Origin of the sequence: Janthinobacterium fluminis (assembly GCF_028595325.1) — a bacterium.
GTDB classification, from domain to species: Bacteria; Pseudomonadota; Gammaproteobacteria; order Burkholderiales; family Burkholderiaceae_D; genus Janthinobacterium; species Janthinobacterium fluminis.
This window is the reverse complement of sequence record NZ_JAQQXR010000004.1, coordinates 191666-213372: the sequence shown is the minus strand read 5'-3', so window position 1 is coordinate 213372 and position 21707 is coordinate 191666. Positions and strand designations below refer to the sequence as shown.

19 protein-coding genes and 3 tRNA genes are annotated in these 21707 nt (G+C 65.3%); 6 read left to right on the top strand and 16 right to left on the bottom strand.

Annotated features, from left to right (window positions below):
• Positions 1–6: 6 nt before the first annotated feature.
• From OIK44_RS12160 to OIK44_RS12115, 10 genes are all read right to left on the bottom strand, one after another.
• Positions 7–2268, bottom strand: a complete 2262-nt coding sequence (locus OIK44_RS12160; RefSeq protein ID WP_273671015.1) for an ATP-dependent DNA helicase — start codon at positions 2266–2268, stop codon at positions 7–9.
• Complete coding sequence (locus OIK44_RS12155) at positions 2247–3896, bottom strand: VRR-NUC domain-containing protein (RefSeq protein WP_273671014.1); 1650 nt, start codon at positions 3894–3896, stop codon at positions 2247–2249. The genes OIK44_RS12160 and OIK44_RS12155 overlap by 22 nt, the downstream gene beginning before the upstream one ends.
• Before the next feature lie 154 nt (positions 3897–4050).
• Positions 4051–4584 carry a TIGR01841 family phasin gene (gene phaP, locus OIK44_RS12150; RefSeq protein WP_273671013.1) on the bottom strand — a complete coding sequence of 178 codons (534 nt, stop codon included), beginning with the start codon at positions 4582–4584 and terminating at the stop codon, positions 4051–4053.
• Between the two features lie 103 nt (positions 4585–4687).
• Positions 4688–4891: a hypothetical protein gene (locus tag OIK44_RS12145; RefSeq protein WP_273671012.1), complete on the bottom strand. Its 204-nt coding sequence runs from the start codon at positions 4889–4891 to the stop codon at positions 4688–4690.
• 92 nt (positions 4892–4983) lie between these two features.
• Positions 4984–7197: a GAF domain-containing sensor histidine kinase gene (locus tag OIK44_RS12140; RefSeq protein ID WP_273671011.1), complete on the bottom strand. Its 2214-nt coding sequence runs from the start codon at positions 7195–7197 to the stop codon at positions 4984–4986.
• A 395-nt stretch (positions 7198–7592) separates the two neighbouring features.
• Entirely contained in the window at positions 7593–7763 is a 171-nt protein-coding gene (locus tag OIK44_RS12135; protein ID WP_273671010.1) for a hypothetical protein, read from the bottom strand.
• A tRNA-Leu gene (locus OIK44_RS12130) sits at positions 7754–7838 on the bottom strand. The genes OIK44_RS12135 and OIK44_RS12130 overlap by 10 nt, the downstream gene beginning before the upstream one ends.
• A gap of 111 nt (positions 7839–7949) precedes the next feature.
• Entirely contained in the window at positions 7950–9035 is a 1086-nt protein-coding gene (locus OIK44_RS12125; RefSeq protein WP_273671009.1) for an NF038122 family metalloprotease, read from the bottom strand.
• Between the two features lie 228 nt (positions 9036–9263).
• Positions 9264–9348, bottom strand: a tRNA-Leu gene (locus OIK44_RS12120).
• Positions 9349–9601: 253 nt separating this feature from the next.
• Positions 9602–9686: transfer RNA gene (locus OIK44_RS12115), tRNA-Leu, on the bottom strand.
• 322 nt (positions 9687–10008) lie between these two features.
• Here OIK44_RS12115 and rnr point away from each other — a divergent pair.
• The 4 genes from rnr to OIK44_RS12095 all read left to right on the top strand — a co-directional run bounded on the left by rnr (position 10009) and on the right by OIK44_RS12095 (position 14885).
• A complete protein-coding gene (gene rnr, locus OIK44_RS12110; RefSeq protein WP_273671008.1) occupies positions 10009–12528 on the top strand; it encodes a ribonuclease R in 2520 nt (839 codons plus the stop codon).
• 3 nt (positions 12529–12531) lie between these two features.
• Positions 12532–13278, top strand: a complete 747-nt coding sequence (gene rlmB, locus OIK44_RS12105) for a 23S rRNA (guanosine(2251)-2'-O)-methyltransferase RlmB (RefSeq protein ID WP_273671007.1) — start codon at positions 12532–12534, stop codon at positions 13276–13278.
• Positions 13279–13437: 159 nt separating this feature from the next.
• Positions 13438–14181: a serine O-acetyltransferase gene (gene cysE / locus OIK44_RS12100; protein WP_273671006.1), complete on the top strand. Its 744-nt coding sequence runs from the start codon at positions 13438–13440 to the stop codon at positions 14179–14181.
• 8 nt (positions 14182–14189) lie between these two features.
• A complete protein-coding gene (locus OIK44_RS12095; RefSeq protein WP_273671005.1) occupies positions 14190–14885 on the top strand; it encodes a YceH family protein in 696 nt (231 codons plus the stop codon).
• A 72-nt stretch (positions 14886–14957) separates the two neighbouring features.
• On the opposite strand, the gene OIK44_RS12090 is transcribed toward OIK44_RS12095, so the two are convergent.
• From OIK44_RS12090 to OIK44_RS12065, 6 genes are all read right to left on the bottom strand, one after another.
• Positions 14958–15938 (bottom strand): hypothetical protein, encoded by a 981-nt coding sequence (locus tag OIK44_RS12090; protein WP_273671004.1) that lies wholly within the window; start codon positions 15936–15938, stop codon positions 14958–14960.
• Entirely contained in the window at positions 15935–16792 is an 858-nt protein-coding gene (locus tag OIK44_RS12085) for an ABC transporter ATP-binding protein (protein ID WP_273671003.1), read from the bottom strand. The genes OIK44_RS12090 and OIK44_RS12085 overlap by 4 nt, the downstream gene beginning before the upstream one ends.
• The gene (locus OIK44_RS12080; RefSeq protein ID WP_273671249.1) at positions 16789–17157 is read right to left on the bottom strand and encodes a GntR family transcriptional regulator; all 369 of its coding nucleotides are present in this window, start codon (positions 17155–17157) and stop codon (positions 16789–16791) included. The genes OIK44_RS12085 and OIK44_RS12080 overlap by 4 nt, the downstream gene beginning before the upstream one ends.
• A gap of 205 nt (positions 17158–17362) precedes the next feature.
• Positions 17363–18121, bottom strand: coding sequence for a UDP-2,3-diacylglucosamine diphosphatase (locus OIK44_RS12075; protein WP_273671002.1), 759 nt, complete (start codon positions 18119–18121; stop codon positions 17363–17365).
• 52 nt (positions 18122–18173) lie between these two features.
• On the bottom strand, positions 18174–18665 hold the full coding sequence (locus tag OIK44_RS12070) for a peptidylprolyl isomerase (RefSeq protein ID WP_273671001.1): 492 nt from the start codon (positions 18663–18665) through the stop codon (positions 18174–18176).
• 84 nt (positions 18666–18749) lie between these two features.
• Entirely contained in the window at positions 18750–19367 is a 618-nt protein-coding gene (locus OIK44_RS12065) for a peptidylprolyl isomerase (protein WP_273671000.1), read from the bottom strand.
• A gap of 266 nt (positions 19368–19633) precedes the next feature.
• Here OIK44_RS12065 and cysS point away from each other — a divergent pair, with 266 nt between their 5' ends.
• A complete protein-coding gene (gene cysS / locus OIK44_RS12060) occupies positions 19634–21025 on the top strand; it encodes a cysteine--tRNA ligase (RefSeq protein WP_273670999.1) in 1392 nt (463 codons plus the stop codon).
• Entirely contained in the window at positions 21022–21681 is a 660-nt protein-coding gene (locus tag OIK44_RS12055; protein WP_273670998.1) for a DNA-3-methyladenine glycosylase family protein, read from the top strand. Before cysS ends, OIK44_RS12055 begins: the two co-directional genes overlap by 4 nt.
• The last annotated feature ends 26 nt before the right edge of the window (positions 21682–21707 follow it).

The window sequence follows — 21707 nt, the reverse complement described above, 5'->3', positions numbered from 1 at the left end:
CGGCGCCTACGCCTCCAGCCGCCACCACGCCGGCAGCAGGCGCCGCACCTCGGGCCGCGCGAAGCGGTCGTCGATCAAATACACGACGCCGCGGTCGGACTGGCTGCGGATCACGCGCCCGGCCGCCTGCACCACTTTTTGCATCCCCGGAAACAGATAAGTGTAGTCGTAGCCGGCGCCGAAGAGCGCATCCATGCGCTGGCGGATCTGCTCGTTGACGGGATTGATTTGCGGCAGGCCGAGCGTGGCGATGAAGGCGCCGATCAGGCGCGCGCCGGGCAGGTCGATGCCCTCGCCGAAAGCGCCGCCCAGCACGGCGAAACCGATGCCTTCGCCGCTGGTGGTAAAGCGGGCGAGGAATTGTTCGCGCCCGGCTTCGTCCATGCGCCGCTGCTGGCGCCACAGCGGCACCCCGGGGTGGCGCTCGGCAAACAGTGCGGCCACCCTTTCCATATAGTCGAAGCTGCTGAAAAACGCCAGATAATTGCCCGGCGCGTCGGCGTACTGGCGCGCCATCAGCTCGACGATAGGCGCCAGCGAGGCGGCGCGGTGTTGGTAGCGCGTCGAGATGCCGCCGGCGACGCGCACCGATAACTGCGCGGCGCTGAACGGCGAGTCGACGTCGACCCAGGCCGTGTTGTCCGGCATGCCCAACTGGTCGCTATAGTAATTCCACGGGCTCAGCGTGGCCGAGAACAGCGCGCAACTGCGGCTGGCCGCGAAGCGCGGCGTCAGGAATGGCGCCGGGACGATGTTGCGGATGCACAGCAGCGTGCCGGCCGCGTCCCGGCTGGCGTCAAACAGCGAATGTGCGCCGAACGACTCGGCCAGCCGCGTGAAGTGCAGCGCGTCGAAATAGAAGCGCTGCAATTCGGCGTCGACGGCGCCGGGGTGGTCGGCGAAATGGTCGCCGATGGCCGTGGCGGCGCCCTGCAGCGCGTCGAGGAATTTCTCCGGGATGGCAGGGTAGACGCGGTACTCGCCGTCGAATTCCTTGTCAAGCGCAGCCCACTGCCGCTGCAGGCGCGCCAGCGGCTTCTTCAGCGGCGCCGGCGCGCCCTTGCGCAGCGCCTTCAGGCTGGCGTACTGCAGTTCCGCCGAATACATCTTGCGCGCCCGCGCCACCATATTGTGCGCCTCGTCGACCAGCACGCCGACCTTCCAGTCGCCGGCCACGGTCAGGCTGTGCAGCATCGCGCCCAAGTCAAAGTAATAATTGTAGTCGCCGACGATCACGTCGGCCCAGCGCGCCAGCTCGGTGGCCAGATAATAGGGGCAGACCTGGTGCGCCAGCGCGACGGCGCGCACGCCCGCCTTGTCGAGCATGCCGGTCCGCAGCGCGGCCGCGCGCGCCGCCGCCAGCCTGTCGTAGAAGCCGCGCGCCAGCGGGCAGGCGTCGCCGTGGCAGGCTTTGTCCGGATGCTCGCAGGCCGTGGTTTTGGCGCTCAGCTCCAGCACGCGCAGCGGCAGGGCGGGGGCGTGGCGCTGGATCAGGGCGCAGGCGTCCAGCGCCAGTTGCCGCCCGGACGTCTTGGCGGCCAGGAAAAACACCTTGTCCAGGCCGTGTTCGGCGCTCGCCTTGAGCATCGGGAACAGGCTGCCGACGCTCTTGCCGATGCCCGTGGGCGCCTGCGCCAGCAGGCAGCAGGCGCGGCTGCTGGCCTTGTAGATCGCCTCGGCCAACTGGCGCTGGCCGGGGCGGAAATCGGCGTGGGGGAAGCGCAGCGCGCGCAGTTGCGCGTCGCGTTCGGCGCGGTGCGCCAGTTCCCGCTCGGCCCAGGCGAGGAAGCGGCCGCACTGCCGCTCGAAATAGGCTTGCAGCGTGGCGGCCGTGTGCTCCTCATGGAACACGGTTTCCTTCTGGCTGGCGATGTCGAAGTACACCAGCGCCACGCGCAGCCCGTCCAGGCCCAGCGTCTGGCATAGCAGGTGGCCGTAGATGCGCGCCTGCGCCCAGTGCAACTGGCGGTGGTTGGCCGGCATTGCCGCCAGATCGCCGCGGAAGGTTTTGATTTCTTCGAGCTGGCGCCGGGCCGGGTCGTAGCCGTCGGCCCGTCCGCGCACGCGCAGCGGGCCGTATGCGCCGCTCAGGCTCACTTCGCGCTGGTAGCCCGCGTCGCGCCGGGCCGCCACCGCCGCGTGGCCGGCCATGCCCTCCTGGGCCGAAGGGGAGGGCGTGAAGCGCAAGTCCAGGTCGCCTTCCTTGGCGGTGAATTCGCACAGCGCGCGCACGGCAACGACGTAGCTCAAGCGCCTGCCCCGTGCCATTGCAGATAGCAGACGCTGACCGGCATATCGTGCCGGGCGCAATAGTCGAGCCAGCGCTTCTGGCTGTCCTGCAGCCGGTCGCCCGGCCCCTTCACTTCGATCATCCGGTAGCGCCGCTCGGCCGGCCAGAACTGGATCAGGTCGGGGAAGCCGCTGCGGTTGGCCTTGATGTCGAGCAGCATGCGCTCGAACCATTTGCGCAGGTGCGCGGCGGGGATGCAGTCCAGCGCCAGCGCCAGCAAGGCCTCGTCGAGCAGCTCCCAGCTGACGAAGGGCGACTGGACGCCGCACTTGCCGGCATAGTTGGCGAAGATGGTGCGGCGGTACTGGCCGCTGTCGAGCTCGTCCAGGCAGGCGGCGAAGTCGGCCGCGCGGCGGCGCTGGAAATCGGCGCTGTGCAGGTCGGCCGGGCCGCGGTGGAAGGGGTGGAAGAACGCCCCCGGTATGGCCTTGAACACGGCGTTCCAGCAAAGTAGGCCGAACAGCGAATTGATCAGTGCATTCTCGACGTAATAGACGGGCGCGTCGGCGCGCGCCAGATGGTCGCGCACGACGCCTTCGACATGGCAGGGCGCCTCCGGCGGCGGCAGGCTCAGGTCGAGCCGCGCCACCGCCGCCGCGGGCGCGGCGGCGAGCCTGGCGTGGCCCAGCTTGCGCCGCAGCCGCGGCGCGATGCGCAGCAAGTGCTGGCGCTCCGCCTCGCCCTCGGGCGCCTGCCAGGCGCGCTCCAGCCATTCGAAGGCCAGCGCGTCGCGTCCGCTCTTTTCCAGCACGCGGATGGCGCGCACGCGCGCGCCCGGATAGCCGCAGCCGGCATAGGCGTCGAAGGCGGCGTCCCAGTCCTGGCATTTTTCCAGGTGCTGGGCGATCTGGAACAGCAGCTTCTCGCGCCGGCTGGCCAGCCAGTCGTTGTCGGGCGCGCTGCCGGCCAGCTCGCGCAGCACGTCGGCGGGTGCGGCATTGTCGAGGAAACGCTCGCGGCAGCGCTGCAGGGCAAGATAGTCGTCGATGTCGCGGCGCTTGCGGAAGCCGCGTGAACATGGCGAGAACTCGACCTTCTCGTATTTGTAGACGCCCAGGTCGGACAGCACGAACTCGCTCCAATCCTGGCTGGAATTGCCGAAGAAAATCAGGCGCAGGCGGTCGCACAGGGGTTTGCTGACGATATGGTAGAGGTGCTCGCCGGCATGCCCGTACCAGGCGGAGAAGCGCAGCTGGCCGGGAAACCGGCTGCGCAGCGCCTCCAGCTGTTCGGCCTTGCGCGCGCCTTTCTCATGCGGCGACAGGCGGAAAATGGCGACGATTTCCGGCTTTTGCAGCAGCTCGAACAACTGTTCGAGGTCCAGCAGGGGATCGTTGTCTATCCAGCCCAGCGCCAGCAGCGGTAAGGCGGCCGCGTGCGTATCGCCGACTTCGGTGTAGACCAGCTTACTGGCGCGGAACAGGCAACCCTTGCGCATCACCATGCGCACGAACAGCGAGCGCGACGCCTGCGGCAGCAGCGGGAAGCGGGCGATGAAGGCGGCTTCCTCGTCCGTCAGCAAGTCGCTGTAACGTTCGCCTATCCACTCCAGCACCCGGTGAAAATTATCCAGGTAATAGAGGGGGTTATCGAGGACTTTGAGCATGGCGAAGGCGGATTGACTGTATTTATATACAGTGTATCGCCTTGCGGCGCGCTTGCCCAGGGAATTCGCACAGCGGGGGACAGACCACGATTTTCAAGGAATTATTTCTTGAAAATCGTGGTCTGTCCCCCGCTGTGGGCGCCGCTTGCCGGTGTTATTTCTTGGCTACTTGCTCGGCCGCCTTGGCGATTTGTTCCTCGACCGCCTGTACGGCTTGCTTGGTGGCCTTGGTCACCTGTTCGTAGCCGAGGAAGGCGTTGTCGATGGCCGCCTTGACGATGGCGACGGCGTTTTCCGAGCCGGGCCGCACATTTTTCGTGACATCGTAGATCAGCGCGCTCAGATTGCTTTTCGCCTCGGCCACATGGGCCTCGGCGGCGCTGGTGAACTCGTTGTGGATGTCCTTGATAATCTCGCTCAACTGCTGGTTGTAGGCCGTGACGCCGGCCACGCCCGGCTGCACCTGCGCGCCGGCCGCCTCCAAGGCCGCCTGGGTATTCTTGGCCTGGCTGATTTCCTTGCTGGCCGCCAGCGAGTCTTCGACCGTGGACTTGGCGGTGGCGACGTTGAGGGCCACAACCTGCTCGACGCCCTGCACGGCTTTGCTGGTGAGGGCGTTAAAGGTCATCAACTGGAACTCAAACAGGGCTTTGGTGGCGGATGCAAATTGCTCGGGACTAGTAAACATATAGGCTCCTAGGGGTGAACAAATCAGGCTGATTTTATTTGCTGCTGCGACGGTGACGGTTTTCCTGGCGAGCGGGCGGCCGCTCCGTGTTGTGATGGGGCCATTATTTAGCAACGATCAGTTTTTCGCAATGGCTATCTTGATAGGGCCCCATGGCCTTTTCCCAGCCGGGACCGGGCATCACTTGCGCGCAGGCATAGGTATGCTGCTGGGTCTTGCTGACCCATACATACCAGGGCGCGGGGCCGGCCAGGGCGGCGGCGCTGATGGCGAGCAGCAGGCAGGCGGCGGTGCGTTTCCGTGTCATGCGTAATCCTTGCCGGGGCGGAATCCCGTTTGCCATAGCGTACAACAAATTTTCGGCGCTGGCGAATCGGGATGTGTCTGCGTGCCCGCGCCTCACGGCGTCGCGGCCGGCGCCGAGGCCGGCAAATGCAGCGTGAACGTGGTGCCGTTGACGCCGTCGCTGGCGGCCTCGATGCGTCCGCCCAGCACGCCGGTGACGATGTTGTGGGCGATGTGCAGGCCCAGCCCTGAGCCCCCGGAACCGAGTTTGGTGGTGAAAAAGGGGTCGTAGATGCGGTCCAGGTTGGCGGCGTCGATGCCGACGCCGTCGTCGGCGATGGCCAGGGCGACGCCGCCGTCGTCGCCGGCCTGGGCGCGGATCGCGATGCGGCCCCGGCTGCGGCCGTCGAAGGCATGGCGCAGGCAGTTTTCAAACAGGCAGCTGAGCGCCTGGCCCAGCGGGCCGGGGTAACTGTCGAGCAGCAGCGCTTCCGGAATCGACTGCTCGACCGTGAAGCCGCTGTCGCGCAGGGGCGCGCACAGCGGCAGCATCAGCTCGGCGACGAACTGGCGCAGACCGAAGCGGCGCCTTTGCGAGCTGGCGCGGTCGACGGCGATCTGCTTGAAGCTCGACACCAGCCTGGCGGCGCGCTGCAGATTGCGCAGCACGATGTCGTCGGCCTCGGCGGCCTGCCCCAGGTAGGTTTCCAGCGCCGAGCGGCGCAGCCCGTCGGCCATGCCCTCGCGCAGCAGGCGGGTGCGTTCGGCCATCGTGCTGCACACGACCAGGCTGTTGCCGATCGGCGTGTTCAGTTCGTGGGCGATGCCGGCCACCAGCGCGCCCAGCGCCGCCAGTTTGTCGCGCCGCACCAGTTCCTCCTGGGTGCGCGACAGGTTCGCCAGGGCGCCGGCCAGTTCCGCGTTGATCTGGTCGGCCCGCTCCTTGGCCTGGGTCAGCGCCACGGTGCGCTCGGCCACCAACTGCTCAAGGCCGCTGCGGTGGCGCTGCAGCTCCTGCTCGTGGCGGGTGCGGCCGATGGCGATGCCGGCGATGTGGACGGCGACGTCGATCAGGTGCATATCGTCCGGCACCGGGCTGCGCACTTCGCGGTAATACATCGCGAACGAGCCCAGCACGGCGTCCGGCCCGAGGATGGGAATCGACCAGCAGGCGCGCAAGCCGTAGGGCTTGGCCAGGCCGCGGTAGGGCGCCCACAGGGGATCGTGCTCGATGTCGCTGACCAGCACCGGCTCGCGGCGGTACATGGCGGTGCCGCAGGAGCCCACCGTCGGGCCGATGGCCGCGCCTTCCAGTGCCGCCATATAGTCGGCCGGCAGGCTGGGGCCGGAGGCGCTGTGCATGCGCCGGCCGTCGTCGTCGAGCAGCAGCACCGAGCACAGCGCGCCGGGCGACTGTGCCTCGATCAGCAGCATCAACTGGTCCAGCGTCGCGGTCAGCGGCGCGCCCCGGGCGATCATTTCCAGCAGGCTGTTCTGGCCGGCCCGCAGCGACTCGGCCAGCTTGCGCGCGCTCAAGTCGATGATGCGGGCGTGCACCAGGTGGCGCCCCGGCACCGACAGCATCACCAGGCGCATTTCGCAATCCGTTTCGCTGTCGTCGCTGTGCCGGCAGCGCATCTCGAAGACGCGGATCTCGCCGGCCAGCGCGCGGGCGACGCCGGCCGCCAGGATGTCGGCCGAGCGCCGCCCGTCCGGCTGCAGCGGCGGGCACAGCGCCGCCAGATTGCTCTGCAGCAGGGCGTCGATGCCGAGGCCGAACAGGCGCCCGGCGTGGTGGTTGACGTCGATCAGGCGGTCGTTGTCGATGTCGAGCAGCACTACCGCGTCGGGCGAGCCGGCCAGCACCGAATGGTAATTGACTTCCAGCGTCTGCGGCCGCAGCGCCGTGGCCGGGGGCAGGGCGGGCAGGCGCGGCGCCCCCTCGCGCAGGGCCAGCTCGACGAGGATCTTCTCCGTCAGTTCCAGCGCCTTGCAGGGCAGCTTGATGTAGTCGGCGGCGCCGGCGCCGATGCTGCGGCTTTGCTCGGCGGCGCTGGGCGCGGCCGACATCAGGAACAGCGGCGTGCCGGCGGCGCCGGTGAGGCGCCGGCAGGCGCCGGCCAGGTCGGCGCCGGCCAGCGCCGCATCGAGCAAGACCAGGGCGATGGCGTCGCCGCTCAGGGCGGCGGCGGCGTCGAGGTCGCGGGCGCGCACCGCGTGCAGGCCGTGCCGGTCCAGTTCCAGCAGTAGCTCGTGCATTTCCTCCGGCGCGCGCGTGACCAGCAAGATGCCCGATCGCGCGGCCTGGGATGGAATGGATTGCTTCATGAAGTTGCTTCGTTGGCCGGGTAAATGTTGGACCTCGTCTGGCGAATTGTCGAATTTAAAGGAAATCCGGCCACGTTAGTGTGACATCAACGATAGCCGGAGTAAACCTGCGCCGCCTCGCGCCCCGGCGGCGTCGGGCTGGATTCGACCTTGGGCGGAATTGCCGGGTAAGCCGGGCGCGGCACGAAAGCGTCGCCGGCCGGCGCCTCCAGCGTGTGCGCCGGCCTCTTTTCGCTGGCGCCGCCTGCCGCGCGGCGCTGAAACGGTGCGTGCCGTCCAGCAAAACCGCCATCGCCGGCAAGCCCCGGCGGCGGCCGATGTGGCGCTGGGCGGGCGGCGTTCAGCCGCTGGCCGCGCTGTTTGCGCCTGGTCGGTGCCGAAGCCGGTATACGGTTTTACACCATAAAACCAGGAAATACCATGATCGTCATCACAGGCGCGGCGCCGGCCAGGCCCGCGCTGGCCGGCCGTCCGGCGACGCCAGGGCGGCGTAAACGGAAAAACGCCGCAAACTCGTGAAAGTTTGCGGCGTTCTCTTTACTGCGTATCCGGTAGATGGTGCCCACGGAGGGACTCGAACCCCCACACCTTACGGCACATGGACCTGAACCATGCGCGTCTACCAATTCCGCCACGTGGGCACTGTTACTGCTTGCTGCTGCGCTGCGTGTTCTGCAGCGACGGACAGAATCATAATGGCTGGCCGCCCATCGGTCAATGGCAATTTATGCTTTCGTGCAAGAAAATCGACTCTATCGTCCCGTGATGGCGTCGCGGCGCCTGTTCGGACCCAGCGCCGCCAGCCCGGCCAGCAGCAGCGCCAGGGTGCCCGGCGTCGGCACTTGCTGGATCTGCAGGTCCCAGCCTATCGCGTCGAGGGCGATCAAGTCCATGGGGCGTATCAGCAGGCGCTCGCCATAGCCGACCGTCGGGTCCATGATGCCGATGTTCAGATTGTCGCGCCAATGGCTGGCCTGGTCGCCGTCGCCGAAGATGCTGCCGGTGGCGAACTGCGGCCCGCGCGTGGCGCCACCATTGAGCGAGAAATACTTGCTGCGGTTGTCGGCGCTCCAGTCGATCACGCCGTTGGCCGCGCTCAGGCTGGAGTAGCGAAACATGTCGAGCCCGTAGACGTAGACGAATTCATAGTCGTTGTAGGGGCCGCGGTACGGCGGCGCGTTGTAGTCGAGCACGTCGACGCCGCTGACGAAGCCCAGCGCGTGGCCGATTTCGTGGCTGGCCACGCCGATGAAGTCGAAGGCGTTGCCGGCGACGCCGTCGTCCGGATTGAAGTCGAAGTTGAAGTCGCTGTTGAACTGGATGAAGGCGTCGCAATCGCCGATGCAGCCGGGCAGCGTTTGGGCGAGGGGCGTCAGTCCCAGGGCCTTGGCTTCGGCGTTGCTGACGCGCACGGAGGCGTTGTTGTCGTTGCCGTTGCGGTCGACATAGGGCGTGGCGCTGCCGGGGCCGAAGGGGCTGTCCGCCGTGCGGTTGATCAGCATGTCGAAGGTTTTGCCTGCCGGCAGATGCGCGCCGGCGAGGCGGTCGACGGCGGAGCTGGCGTCGGCCGCCAGCGCGGCGCGGAATGTTTCATAGGAATATAGCGTGTCGGTCGAGCCCGCCTGTCCGAGGATGTTGCCGCCGAGCGAGTTGAAGCCGACGGTCAAGTCGATGCTGACGTTGTCCCGCAGCGCCGCCGACCAGCGCGCCGCGGCCGCCTGGAAGCCAAGCTGCGCTTGCAGCGAGGTGCCGGGCAGATAGTGCAGATTGAAAATCGGCGTGGCCGACGCGGCGCCCAGCGTGGCGGCCAGCGCGACGGCGGCGAGTATCCTTTTCATGGCGACTCCTTGTCAGAGGGGAGGGGCTGCGCGGCGCCGGCGGGCGGGCGCGCCTTCCTGCGCACGCAAGAAGCGTGCTCAGCAGTGAAATCAAGGACTTGGCATGGGGCGCTTGTCGAGGTGTCAGGTTTTCCGACAGGTTCGGCGGTGGCGGCAGCGCCGCCAAAACGAAAAACGCCGCAAACTCGTGAAAGTTTGCGGCGTTCTCTTTACTGCGTATCCGGTAGATGGTGCCCACGGAGGGACTCGAACCCCCACACCTTACGGCACATGGACCTGAACCATGCGCGTCTACCAATTCCGCCACGTGGGCACTGTTACTGCTTGCTGCCGCGCTGCGTGTTCTGCAGCGACGGACAGAATCATAATGGCTGGGGAGCGATCCGGCAATAGTGTTTTTCTGATTTCATGAAGAAAAATTGAAAATATTTTCATGGCGGCATTTTGGGCTTGCCCCGGGCGGGCCGTCCGGCGCGTGGCACGCGGCATGGGGGAGGGAGGTAAACGGAAAAACGCCGCAAACTCGTGAAAGTTTGCGGCGTTTTCTTTACTGCGTATTCGGTAGATGGTGCCCACGGAGGGACTCGAACCCCCACACCTTACGGCACATGGACCTGAACCATGCGCGTCTACCAATTCCGCCACGTGGGCACTGATACTGCAACTTCTGCTATTATACGGTCTTGGAGAGTTTTGCGCCAGATGAACTTTCGTTCCATACTGCACATCCACTCTAGTACCGCTTTCTCTTTGTCAGCGCGCTTTTTCAAGTTTGCTGCCGCGAGAGACCAAGATTATAGATGAAAATCCGCAGATGTCAAATGCCGATCCAATCTTTTTTAAAAACCCGCATGCGTTAGGTAAACCACACTGACCTCCGGTACACTACGGCCTATCACCGTGTCAATATTGACGGTGATTTCTTCGGTCCTTACCCGTTTGATCACTGTCAATAATAACTATAGAAATACTTTTGAGCCAAAATACCCACACCATCCCCAGCCGGGAGGAAATTCTCGGCATATTCCGTAGCGTCAACGCGCCGCTTGACCCGCAATCGCTTGCGCAGTCGCTGGAAGTGCATGACGATTCTCTGGAAGTGCTCGTCCGCCGCCTGAAGGCGATGGAGCGCGACGGCCAATTGAAATCCGACGCCAGCGGCGTGTTCGTGCTGGCCGACCACGGCGGCTTCGTCGCCGGCCGCGTCAGCGCCCACCGCGACGGCTTCGGTTTCATCATCCCCGACGACGCCAGCGCCGACCTGTTCCTGTCCGAAAAAGAAATGCAGAAAGTGCTGCACGGCGACAAGGTCATGGCCCGCGTCACCGGCACCGACCGCCGCGGCCGCCCTGAAGGCACCATCGTCGAAGTCGTCAGCCGCGCCAACAGCCACGTCATCGGCCGCCTGCTCAACGAAAACGGCGTCTGGGTGGTGGCGCCGGAAGACAAGCGCATCGGCCAGGACATCCGCGTCGAAGGCTCGCCAGGCAAGGCCAAGGCCGGCCAGATCGTCAGCGTCAAGCTGACCGAGCAGCCGTCCCGCTTCAAGCAGCCGGTCGGCCGCATCGTCGAAGTGCTCGGCGCCCTCGACGACCCCGGCATGGAAATTGAAATCGCCGTGCGCAAATTCGGCGTGCCGCACATCTTCTCGGCCGCCGCGCTCAAGCAGGCCGCCAAGCTGCCGGACGCGGTGCGCGCCAGCGACATCGCGGAAACCCCGCGCGTCGACTTGCGCGACGTGCCGATGGTCACCATCGACGGCGAAGACGCGCGCGACTTCGACGATGCCGTGTATTGCGAGCCGGTCAAGGTCGGCCGCAGCAAATGCTATCGCCTGATCGTCGCCATCGCCGACGTCAGCCACTACGTCAAGCCGAACGACGCGCTCGACGTCGACGCGCTCGAACGCAGCACCTCCGTCTACTTCCCGCGCCGCGTCATTCCTATGCTGCCGGAAAAACTGTCGAACGGCCTGTGCTCGCTGAACCCGGCCGTCGACCGCATGACGCTGGTGTGCGACGCCGTCGTCACGGAAAAGGGCGACATCAAGGCTTACCAGTTCTATCCGGCCGTGATCCACTCGGCCGCGCGCCTGACCTACACGGAAGTGGCCGAGATCCTCGGCAACACCAACGGTCCCGAGGCGGCGCGCCGCCAGGACATCGTGCCGCACCTGCAAAACCTCAACGACGTCTACCGGGCCTTGTTGAAGGCCCGCAGCGAGCGCGGCGCGATTGACTTCGAGACGACGGAAACCTATATCGTCTGCAACCCCGCCGGCAAGATCGAAAAGATCATCCCGCGCACGCGTAACGAGGCGCACAAGATCATCGAGGAATGCATGCTGGCGGCCAACGTTTGTGCCGCCGACCTGCTGCTGCGCCACAAGCACCCCGGCACCTACCGCATCCACGCCAGCCCGACGAAAGAAAAGCTGACCCAGGTGCGCACCTTCCTCAAGCAGGTCGGCCTGAACCTGACGGGCGGCGACACGCCGGTCGCCAACGATTACGCCGAGCTGATGCGGAAGATCAAGGAGCGCCCCGACGCGGCGCTGCTGCAAACGATGTTGCTGCGCTCGATGCAGCAAGCCGTCTACAGCCCGGACAACATCGGCCACTTCGGCCTGGCCTACGAGGCGTATGCCCACTTCACCAGCCCGATCCGCCGCTACCCCGACTTGCTGACGCACCGCGCCATCAAGGCCATCCTGCTGGGCAAGCGCTACGAGCCGAAGATCGCCGACACCAGCGCGCTCAACACGACGGTGTCGAACGCCACGCGCAAGCAGCAGGCCAAGGACAAGGCCGAGGGCAAGCAAAAGCGCGCCGCCGACCTGACCATCTGGGACGCGCTGGGCGTGCACTGCTCGGCCAACGAGCGCCGCGCCGACGAAGCCTCGCGCGACGTCGAAGCCTGGCTCAAGTGCTACTTCATGCAGGACAAGCTGGGCGAGGAGTTCACCGGCATCATCACCGGCGTGACCACCTTCGGCGTGTTCGTCCAGCTCGACACGCTGTTCGTCGAGGGCCTGGTGCACGTCACCGAACTGGGCACCGACTACTTCCAGTACGACGACGCCCGCCATGAGCTGCGCGGCGAGCGCACCGGCAAGCGCTACCAGCTGACCGACCGCCTCACCGTGCAAGTGGCCCGCGTCGACCTGGAAACACGCAAGATCGACCTGCGCCTTGTCACCGAGGCGGGCGAGGAGGCGCCGGCCGGCGCCAAGAAAGGCGCCAGGAACGGTGCCCGCGGCGCGGCCGCGGCCGACGGCGAGATCGCCGCCCCGGCCAAGCGCAAGGGCGCGGCCAAGAGCATGGTCAAGCCCGGCCCGACGACGCAGTCGCGCCACGAAATCAAGGCCGTCGACGGCGGCCGGGCCGGCGGCGCCAAGCCGGCCAAACGCAGCAAGACAACGCCGGCCGCTAGCGCCCCGGCGGCAACACGCACAGCAAAAACTGTTTCAAAATCCAGTAAGAAGAAGCGATAACAAATGAAGAATAAAATGATTTTCGGCTTCCACGCCGTGACCTCGCGCTTGCGGCATGAGGCCTCGTCGGTGGAAGAGATCTTTGTCGATGCGAGCCGGGTCGACCGGCGCATGCAAGACATGGTCGCCGCCGCCAAGGCCGCCGGCGTGCGCGTCATGCCGGTGGATTCCTCGCGGCTCGACAAGATCGTCGGCACGCGCCGCCACCAGGGCGTGATCGCCTTCGCGGCCGAACTGGCGCTGGCGCGCAATCTCGACGAGCTGCTCGACGCCATCGACGGCCCGCCGCTGCTGCTGATTCTCGACGGCATCACCGATCCGCACAACCTGGGCGCCTGCCTGCGCGTGGCCGACGGCGTCGGCGCGCACGCGGTCATCGTGCCGAAGGACCGCGCGGTCGGCCTGAACGCCACCGCCGCCAAGGTCGCCAGCGGCGCCGCCGAGACGGTCCCCTACATCACGGTGACGAACCTGGCGCGCACCATGCGCGAACTCAAGGAACGCGACATCTGGCTCATCGGCACCTCCGACGACGGCGAAAAAGGCTTGTACGAAGCCGACTTCAGCGGCCCGACGGCGCTGGTCATGGGTTCCGAGGGCGAGGGCATGCGCCGCCTGACGCGCGACACCTGCGACATCCTCGTCAACATCCCGATGTTCGGCTCGGTCGAAAGCCTGAACGTGTCAGTCGCCTCCGGCGTCTGTCTGTACGAAGCGCGCCGCCAGCGCCTGGCCAAAGAAGCCGCGTAATCCCGCCAAGCCGGGGCGCCCGGGGCTGCCATCCAGACCCTGGGTGGCAGCCCCGGCTTCTTTGTCCTGGCTGCCGCGCCACCCCGCATCACCGGCCTCACCCTGCAGGCCAAGGCTGAATAAGCTACCATCAATACTCACACATCGATTTCAAGTCCTATGTTCCACAACCTGCGCGAAGATATCAACAGCATCATTGAACGTGACCCTGCGGCCCGCAACGCCTGGGAGGTGCTGACCTGTTATCCCGGCCTGCAAGCGATCGTCATGCACGGCTGGGCGCACTGGTGCTGGGGCCGCGGCCTGAAATGGTTCGGCCGCTTCATCTCCTACCTGGCGCGCATCGTCACCGGCATCGAAATCCACCCCGGCGCCCGCATCGGCCGGCGCGTCTTCATCGACCACGGCTTCGGCGTCGTCATCGGCGAGACGGCCGTCGTCGGCGACGACTGCACGATCTACCAGGGCGTGACGCTGGGCGGCACCTCGCTGCACACCGGCACCAAGCGCCACCCGACGCTGGAGCGCGGCGTCATCGTCGGCGCCGGCGCCAAGGTGCTGGGCGGCTTCACAGTCGGCGAGTACGGCAAGGTCGGCTCCAACGCCGTGCTGCTGAAGGCCGTGCCGCCCGGCGCGACGGCCGTCGGCAATCCCGCCCACATCGTGCAGAAGGATGCCGCGCGCGAAGCCAGCACGGCCCACCTGTTCGCCGCCTACGGCGTCACGCCGAACGGCGACGACCCGCTGTCGAAGGCGCTGCACGGCCTGATCAACCATGCCGTCACGCAGGAGCAGCAGATCGAACGCATCGTCGCCACGCTGAAGGCGGCCGGCATCGCCTGCCAGGATTTGCAGGAGTGTGATAAATTTGATTCAGTGCAATTGAACAAACTGGTCGATTAAGGAAGCGCATGAATATTGAATTGCCCGCAGTTGAAAAAAGTCCCGACGCAACCCTGTTGGACGCGTTTGAAATCCGCGTGCTGGCCGTGCTGGCCGAAAAGGAGGCGCTGACGCCGGACAACTATCCCCTGTCGCTGAACGCCATCACCAACGGCTGCAACCAGCTATCGAGCCGCGACCCGGTGATGGCGCTGTCCGAGGAAACCGTCTACGACGTGGTACAGCGGCTGATGCAGCGCAAATTCGTCAACGGCATCACGCAGGCGGGCGCGCGCACGACGAAATACGAGCACCGCATGCGCATCAAATGGTCGCTGGAGCAAGACAAGCTGGCGATCCTGACGATCCTGATGCTGCGCGGTCTGCAGACGGCCGGCGAGATCCGCACCCGCAGCGGCCGCCTGCACGAATTCAAGGCCGTGGCCGACGTCGAGGCGGGCCTGCAATTCTTGATCGATAAATATCCGCCGCTGGTGGCGCGACTGGAGCGCGCGCCCGGCACCAAGGAGCCGCGCTACGGCCAACTGCTGTCGGGCGAGGACGCGCTGGCGCGGCAGGAAACGGCGGCCGGTTTCGCCGGCAGCGTGGCGGCGCCTGCGCAGGGCAGCCGCGTCGCCCAGCTGGAAGAGGAAGTGCAGCGCCTGCGCCAGGATTTCGACGGCCTGGCCGCGCAGTTCGACGCGTTCAAGAAACAGTTCGAATAGACCGCTGGGGACAGACCACGATTTTCAAGAAATAACTTCTTGAAAATCGTGGTCTGTCCCCAGCTTTTTCGCTTAGATTTCTGCGTGCGTTTGGCGCAGCTTGATGGCGGCGTAGATCATCGCCGCGCCGGCGGCCGCGCCGACCCAGACGCCAGGGTTGCCGAGGGTGGCCCAGGAGTGCACCAGCAGGTCCGCGGAGGTGAGCGCCGGCCCTTTCGGCGACGTGACGCCTTGCTGATTGACCTTGTCAAGCATGAACCAGAATCCCGGCACCACACCCAGCAGGGCGCGGCCGACGACTTCCCGCATGAACCAGTCTATGATGTATGTCAGGGCAAAACTCTTCTCGATCCAGGTCACCAGCAGTCCCGTCAGCAGCGGCGTGCCCACCGCCCACAGCAGCGCCTTGGAGCGCGCCCACGCCGATACCATCAGCAGCCAGCCGACCGTCGGCAGGGCCCACAGTATGTAGACGGGCAGCAGGGCGAGCAGGCGCAAGGGTGTCAGGTAGAGGTCCGGCGTACCCAGCAAATGGCCGAACAGGTTGACGCCGTGCGTGGCCAGCAGCGCGCATAGCATCAGTAGCATCAGCAGCGAGGCCAGCGCGCCGACGGCGATGCTGATCAATGGAAGCACGGCCAGCGCCAATGCGGCTTTCGACAGCACGGTTTGCGCATCCGACACCGGCAAGGATTTCCAGAACAGCAGGCTGCGGTCGCGCCGCTCGTCGTAGAGCGTCCCCAGGCAATAGAAAAATACCAGCGCGCCCAGCATCAGGAAGAGCGGCGCCGCGGCGGCCACGTAGCTGGCGCCCATCATTTCCGCGGTGGCGCCGCGGTTCGCGTTGCCGAGGGCGTTGACGATGAGCTGGTTGATCGAGCCCCGCTGGCCGTTAATCGTCAGCGTCGCGTGCATGGCGTCGTTGGAGGCGGCGAACGTCAGCATGATGGCGGCGAGCAGCGTCATGACGGCGCCGACGACGACGGGCGTCCAGAGCACCATGCCCTTGTGCTCCCACAATTCCCGTTTGATCAGCCATTGCATCGTTTTCATTCGTAAGATCCTTTCATGGTTGCGACAAACAGATCGGCGACGCTGGGCGTGCGGATCTCGCCGAAGGTGGCCAGTTGCTGGCGGTCGACGCCGTCGAACAGCATCACCGACTTGCCGAACACCGTGCGCTGGCTCAGCGGCTGCAAGGCGTTGGCCGCCTTCTGGTAGGGCGCGCCCACCATCACCTCGGTATAGCGCTCGCCGACTTCATCCATCGACGCGGCCAGCGTGATCTTGCCGTCGCGGATGAACATCAGGTCCGTCAGGATGTGCTCGACCTCCTCGATCTGGTGGGTGGTGATGAGGATGGTCTTGTCCTCGTCGAAGTAGTCTTCCAGCAGGTTCTGGTAGAACTGTTTGCGGTACAGGATGTCCAGGCCCAGCGTCGGCTCGTCGAGCACCAGCAGCTTGGCGTCGATCGCCATCACCAGCGCCAGGTGCAGTTGCGCCACCATGCCCTTCGACATGGCCTTGACCTTCATCTGCGGCGACAGCTTGGTGCGGGCCAGGTAGCGCTCGGCCTTGCTGCGGTCGAAGCGGGGGTGGACGCCGGCGACGAAGTCGATGGCGTCGCCGACGCGCAGCCAGCGCGGCAGGATGGCGACGTCGGCGATGAAGCACACGTCCTGCATCAGCTGGTCGCGGCTGGTGCGCGGGTCCATGCCCAGCACCGACAGCTCGCCGTCGAATGAGGTCAGGCCGAGGATGGCTTTGAGCGTCGTCGTCTTGCCGGAGCCGTTCGGGCCGATCAGGCCGACGATGCGGCCGGGCGCGATGTCGAAGCTGATATTGTCGACGGCCGCTTGCTTGCCGTAGCGTTTGCTCAAGCCCTTGGCGGAGATCACGGCGCTCATGCTGCGCTCCCCGGCTGGCCGGCGCGCAGCAACTGTTCGGTGTCGAGGCCGAGGCGGCGTATGCGTTCGAGCATGGCCGGCCACTCTTCGCGCAAAAAACGTTCGCGTTCGCTGGCCAGCAGTTTGTCGCGGGCTCCTTCAGTTACATACATACCTAGTCCCCTTCGTTTTTCCACTAAAGTGTCATCGACCAGCTCCTGGTAGGCGCGCGAGACGGTGATCGGGTTGAGTTGGTAATCCGCCGCCACCTGGCGCACGGACGGCAGGGCGTCGCCGGGCTTGAGCAGGCCGTCGAGCATCATGCCGATGACGCGCTCCTTGAGCTGGCGGTAAATGGGGGCGTTGTCGTTCCAGCCTATGCTCATCGTCATGGCTCCCCGTGCGGCAGGCATGGCGCGGATCTGAATGCGGACATATCTCCTCCTTGGTGGTTTGTTGATGTGGTGATGTAGTGAACTATAACACTGATTTTAAAAAAATCCAGCAAATTGTTCGACTTGTCGAAAAAACGCGCTGTGGCCCGGGGGCGGGCGCGGGTTTTTTGCTGGAGATGTAAGGGAGGGGGCGTGCTCAGGCGAGGATGGCGCCGTCAAGGCCGTGCCGCGTGATCGCGCCGCCGGCATCCACGGCGATCCAGCCGCCGCGCGCGGCGTCCGTATCGCATTCCCAGTCGGGCAGCACATAGCGGCGCGTGGCGCCGGCGCTGTGCAGGGCGGGGCGGTGGGTGTGGCCGTGGATCATCACGCTGGTCGCCGTCTGCGCGAACACCTGCGCGATCGCCTGCGGCGTCACATCCATGATCGCATACGACTTGTCGCCTTGCTCCTGGCGGCTGTTCTGGCGCAGGCCGGCGATGATGCTCTGGCGCTGCGCCAGCGGCAGCGCGAGGAATTGCGCCTGCCACGCCGGCTGGCGCACCATCGCGCGGAACGCCATGTACTTGACGTCGTCGGTGCACTCGGCGTCGCCGTGCAGCAGCACGATGCGCTGGCCGCCTATGCTGGCCACGTGCGGCTCGCTCAGCAGCGTCGCGCCGCTGGCCTCGGCGAAGCCGGGGCCGACGAGGAAGTCGCGGTTGCCGGCGATCCAGTACAGGCGCACGCCGGCGTCGCTGACGCGGCGCAGCGCGGCGGTTACTTGCTGGTGGAAGGGGGCGGACAGGTCGTCGTCGCCGGCCCAGTACTCGAACACGTCGCCGAGCAGATACAATTCTTGCGCAGCCATCGCGCGCTGCTCCAGGAAGGCGAAAAACGCCGCCAGGGTGCGCGGGTGCGAGGGCTGCAGGTGCAGGTCGGAAATGAAGAGCGCGAACGGGCGCGCGTCAGGCATGGTCATCGCGTACAGCGGGTGCAAGCCGGAAAACAATGCCTGGACATATCAATTACGCCGCTTCGACTTTTTCAATGATCACGTCGGTCGCTGGCACGTCGGCGAACATGCCGGCGCGCGAGGTTTTGACGGCGCGGATCGCGTCGACGACTTCCTTGCCTTCGGTGACTTTGCCGAACACGGCGTAGCCCCAGCCGTCCTGGCCAGGGTAGTCGAGGAAGCTGTTGTTCTTGACGTTGATGAAGAACTGGGCCGACGCCGAGTGCGGGTCGGACGTGCGGGCCATGGCCAGCGTGTAGTTGTCGTTTTTCAAGCCGTTCTTGGCTTCGTTCTCCACCGTCGTGTCGGCCGGTTTCTGTTTCATGCCGGGCTCGAAGCCGCCGCCCTGGATCATGAAGCCGTCGATGACGCGGTGGAAGATGGTGTTGTTGTAGTGGCCGGCGTTCATGTAGGCGAGGAAGTTCGCAACGGTTTTTGGCGCTTTTTCCGCGTCCAGTTCGGCGGTGATCTTGCCCATGTTGGTGGTGATGATAACAGCGGTCATGATGAGTCCTAATCAGCAGGGTTGTAAACAGGCCGGCGCCCGGCCAGCCCGGGGAGGGGCTGGCCGGGGCGCGCGGCCAAAACGTTATTTTACCGGTTTGCGGGCCGGCTCAGCGACTAAAGTGGCCGATTCGATCACGATGGGCGTGACCGGCACGTTTTGGTACATGCCGGAATCGGCCACCGGGGTCGACTTGATCTTGTCGACCACGTCCATGCCCTTGACGACTTTGCCGAACACGGTGTAGCCGAAGCCGTCGCGGCCGGGGTAGTCGAGCGGCGTGTTTTCGCCGACGTTAATGAAGAATTGCGAGGTGGCCGAGTGCGGGTCGGCCGTGCGCGCCATGGCGATCGTGTACGGCAGATTCTGCAAGCCGTTCTTGGCCTCGTTCTGCACGGGCTTGTTGGTCGGCTTTTGCAGCATGTTCTTGTTGAAGCCGCCACCCTGGACCATGAAGCCGTCGATGACGCGGTGGAAGATCGTGCCCTTGTAGAAGCCGCTTTTGACATACTGTAAAAAATTCTCGACGCTTTTTGGTGCTTTTTCCTGGTCCAGTTCGAGTACGATAACGCCCAGATTGGTTTTCAGCGTCACCTGCGGCGCGGCGCCGGCCGCCAGTACGACCCCGCTGAGGGTCAGGCCGGCAAACAGCGCCATGAATTTGGCGAAAAATGGCAGCTTGCCGAGTGTCTTTTCTTGCATTATTGCTTCCTTGGCGTGGGAGTGGTGGAAAGTGTAAAGAAGTGAAAATTCGGTTGTCGCATGTAAAAACCTAAGCCATATCGGGCCAGTATGGTTTTTATCAATGTTATACTTGACCCAGACGTCCCATTCTAACAAAGAAGAACAACAATACAGAGGGTCTGGCAGTCTTGAGGCAGATGGATGGTTTTGGCGCGGCGCCCCCGGTGTTCGCGCCTGCCCGCCGTTTTGCCTGGCTGCCAGCCCGCTGCACCTGCAAAAGTACGATGAGCAATCTAAAGATTTACAACACGCTGGCACGCGACAAGCAAACATTCGTTCCGATGGAAGCGGGCAAGGCACGCATGTATGTGTGCGGCATGACCATCTACGACTATTGCCATATCGGCCATGCGCGCATGATGATGGCCTTCGACGTCATCTACCGCTGGCTCAAGGCTTCCGGTTACGACGTCACCTATGTGCGCAACATTACCGACATCGAGGACAAGATCATCCGCCGCGCGGTCGAGAACGGCGAGACGATTTCCCAGCTGACGACGCGCTTCACCGAGTACATGGATGAGGACACGGGCGCGCTCGGGATCTTGCCTGCCGACCATGTGCCGCGCGCCACCGCCTATGTGCCGCAGATGCTGGACCTGATCGAGAAGCTCGAAGCGCGCGGCCTGGCCTACCAGGCCGACGACGGCGACGTCAACTACGCGGTGCGCAATTTCCCGAACTACGGCAAGTTGTCGGGCAAGTCGCTCGACGACCTGCGCGCCGGCGAGCGCGTCGACGTCAACACGGGCAAGCGCGACCCGCTCGACTTCGTGCTGTGGAAGTCGGCCAAGGCGTCCGAGCCGGACGAGGTCAAATGGGACTCGAAATGGGGCCAGGGCCGGCCCGGCTGGCATATCGAATGCTCGGCGATGGCGTGCGCGCTGCTGGGCGAGCAGTTCGACATCCACGGCGGCGGCGCCGACTTGCAGTTCCCCCACCACGAGAACGAGATCGCCCAGTCCGAGGGCGCCTTCGGCCGCACGATGGTCAATTACTGGGTGCACAATGGCTTCGTGCGCCTGGACAATGAAAAAATGTCCAAGTCGCTGGGCAATTTCTTCACGATCCGCGAAGTGCTGAAAAAATTCGACGCCGAGGTGATCCGGTTCTTCATCCTGCGCGCCCACTACCGCAGCCCGTTGAACTATTCCGACGTGCACCTCGACGACGCCCGCGTGGCGCTGACGCGCCTGTACACGGCGCTGGCCGAGGTGGCCGCCGAGCCGGGCGCGCTGGACTGGCGCGAAGCCCACGCCGTGCGCTTCGCCGAGGCGATGGACGACGACTTCAACACGCCGGTGGCGATAGCCGTGCTGTTCGACCTCGTCACCGAGGTCAACAAGGGCAAGTCGGCCGCGCTGGCGCGCCAGTTGAAGGGCCTGGCCGGGGTGCTGGGCCTGCTTGAACGGGCGCCGCAGCAATTCCTGCAGGCGGCCGTGGGCGACGCCGTCCAGGCCGGCGAGGCGGCCATCGCGCAGGCGATCGCCGCGCGCGGCGAGGCCAAGAAGGCGCGCGACTTTGCGCTGTCGGACCAGATCCGCGCCGACCTGCTGGCCGCCGGCATCATCCTGGAAGACAAGCCGGACGGATCGACCAACTGGCGCCGCGCATGATGAGCCCGACCAAGGAGGGCGGGGACGCCGCCGCGGTGGTGCAAGTGCCGCCGTATTGGGAAGAGGCGAAGATCGAGCTGATGAAGCGCGACCGCATCATGAAGAAACTCATCCCGCAATTCGGCGACCTGCATCTGGTCGGCCACGGCGACCCGTTTACCACCTTGGCGCGCTCCCTCGTGGGGCAGCAAATCACGCCGAAGGCGGCCGACGCCGCCTGGCACAAGCTGCTGCTGGCTTGTCCGAAATGCACGCCCGGCCAGGTCTTGAAGGCCGGCGCGGAGCAATTGGCGGCCTGCGGCCTGTCCAAGCGCAAGACCGAATATATGCTCGACCTGGCCGACCATTTCAAGGCCAAGCGGGTCCACGCCAACCAGTGGGAACAGATGGATGACGAGGCCGTCATCGCCGAGCTGGTGCAAATTCGTGGCATCGGACGCTGGACAGCAGAGATGTTTTTGATATTTAATCTGTTGCGGCCGAATGTATTACCGTTGGACGACCCCGGTTTAATCCAGGGTATCAGTGTCAATTACTTTTCCGGCGAGCCTGTGTCACGCAGCGATGCGCGCGAGGTGTCGGCCAATTGGGAGCCGTGGCGCACCGTCGCCACGTGGTACTTATGGCGGAGCTTGGATCCGGTTCCGGTAGAATAACGAATAATGCGTCGTGCGGCCCCGCC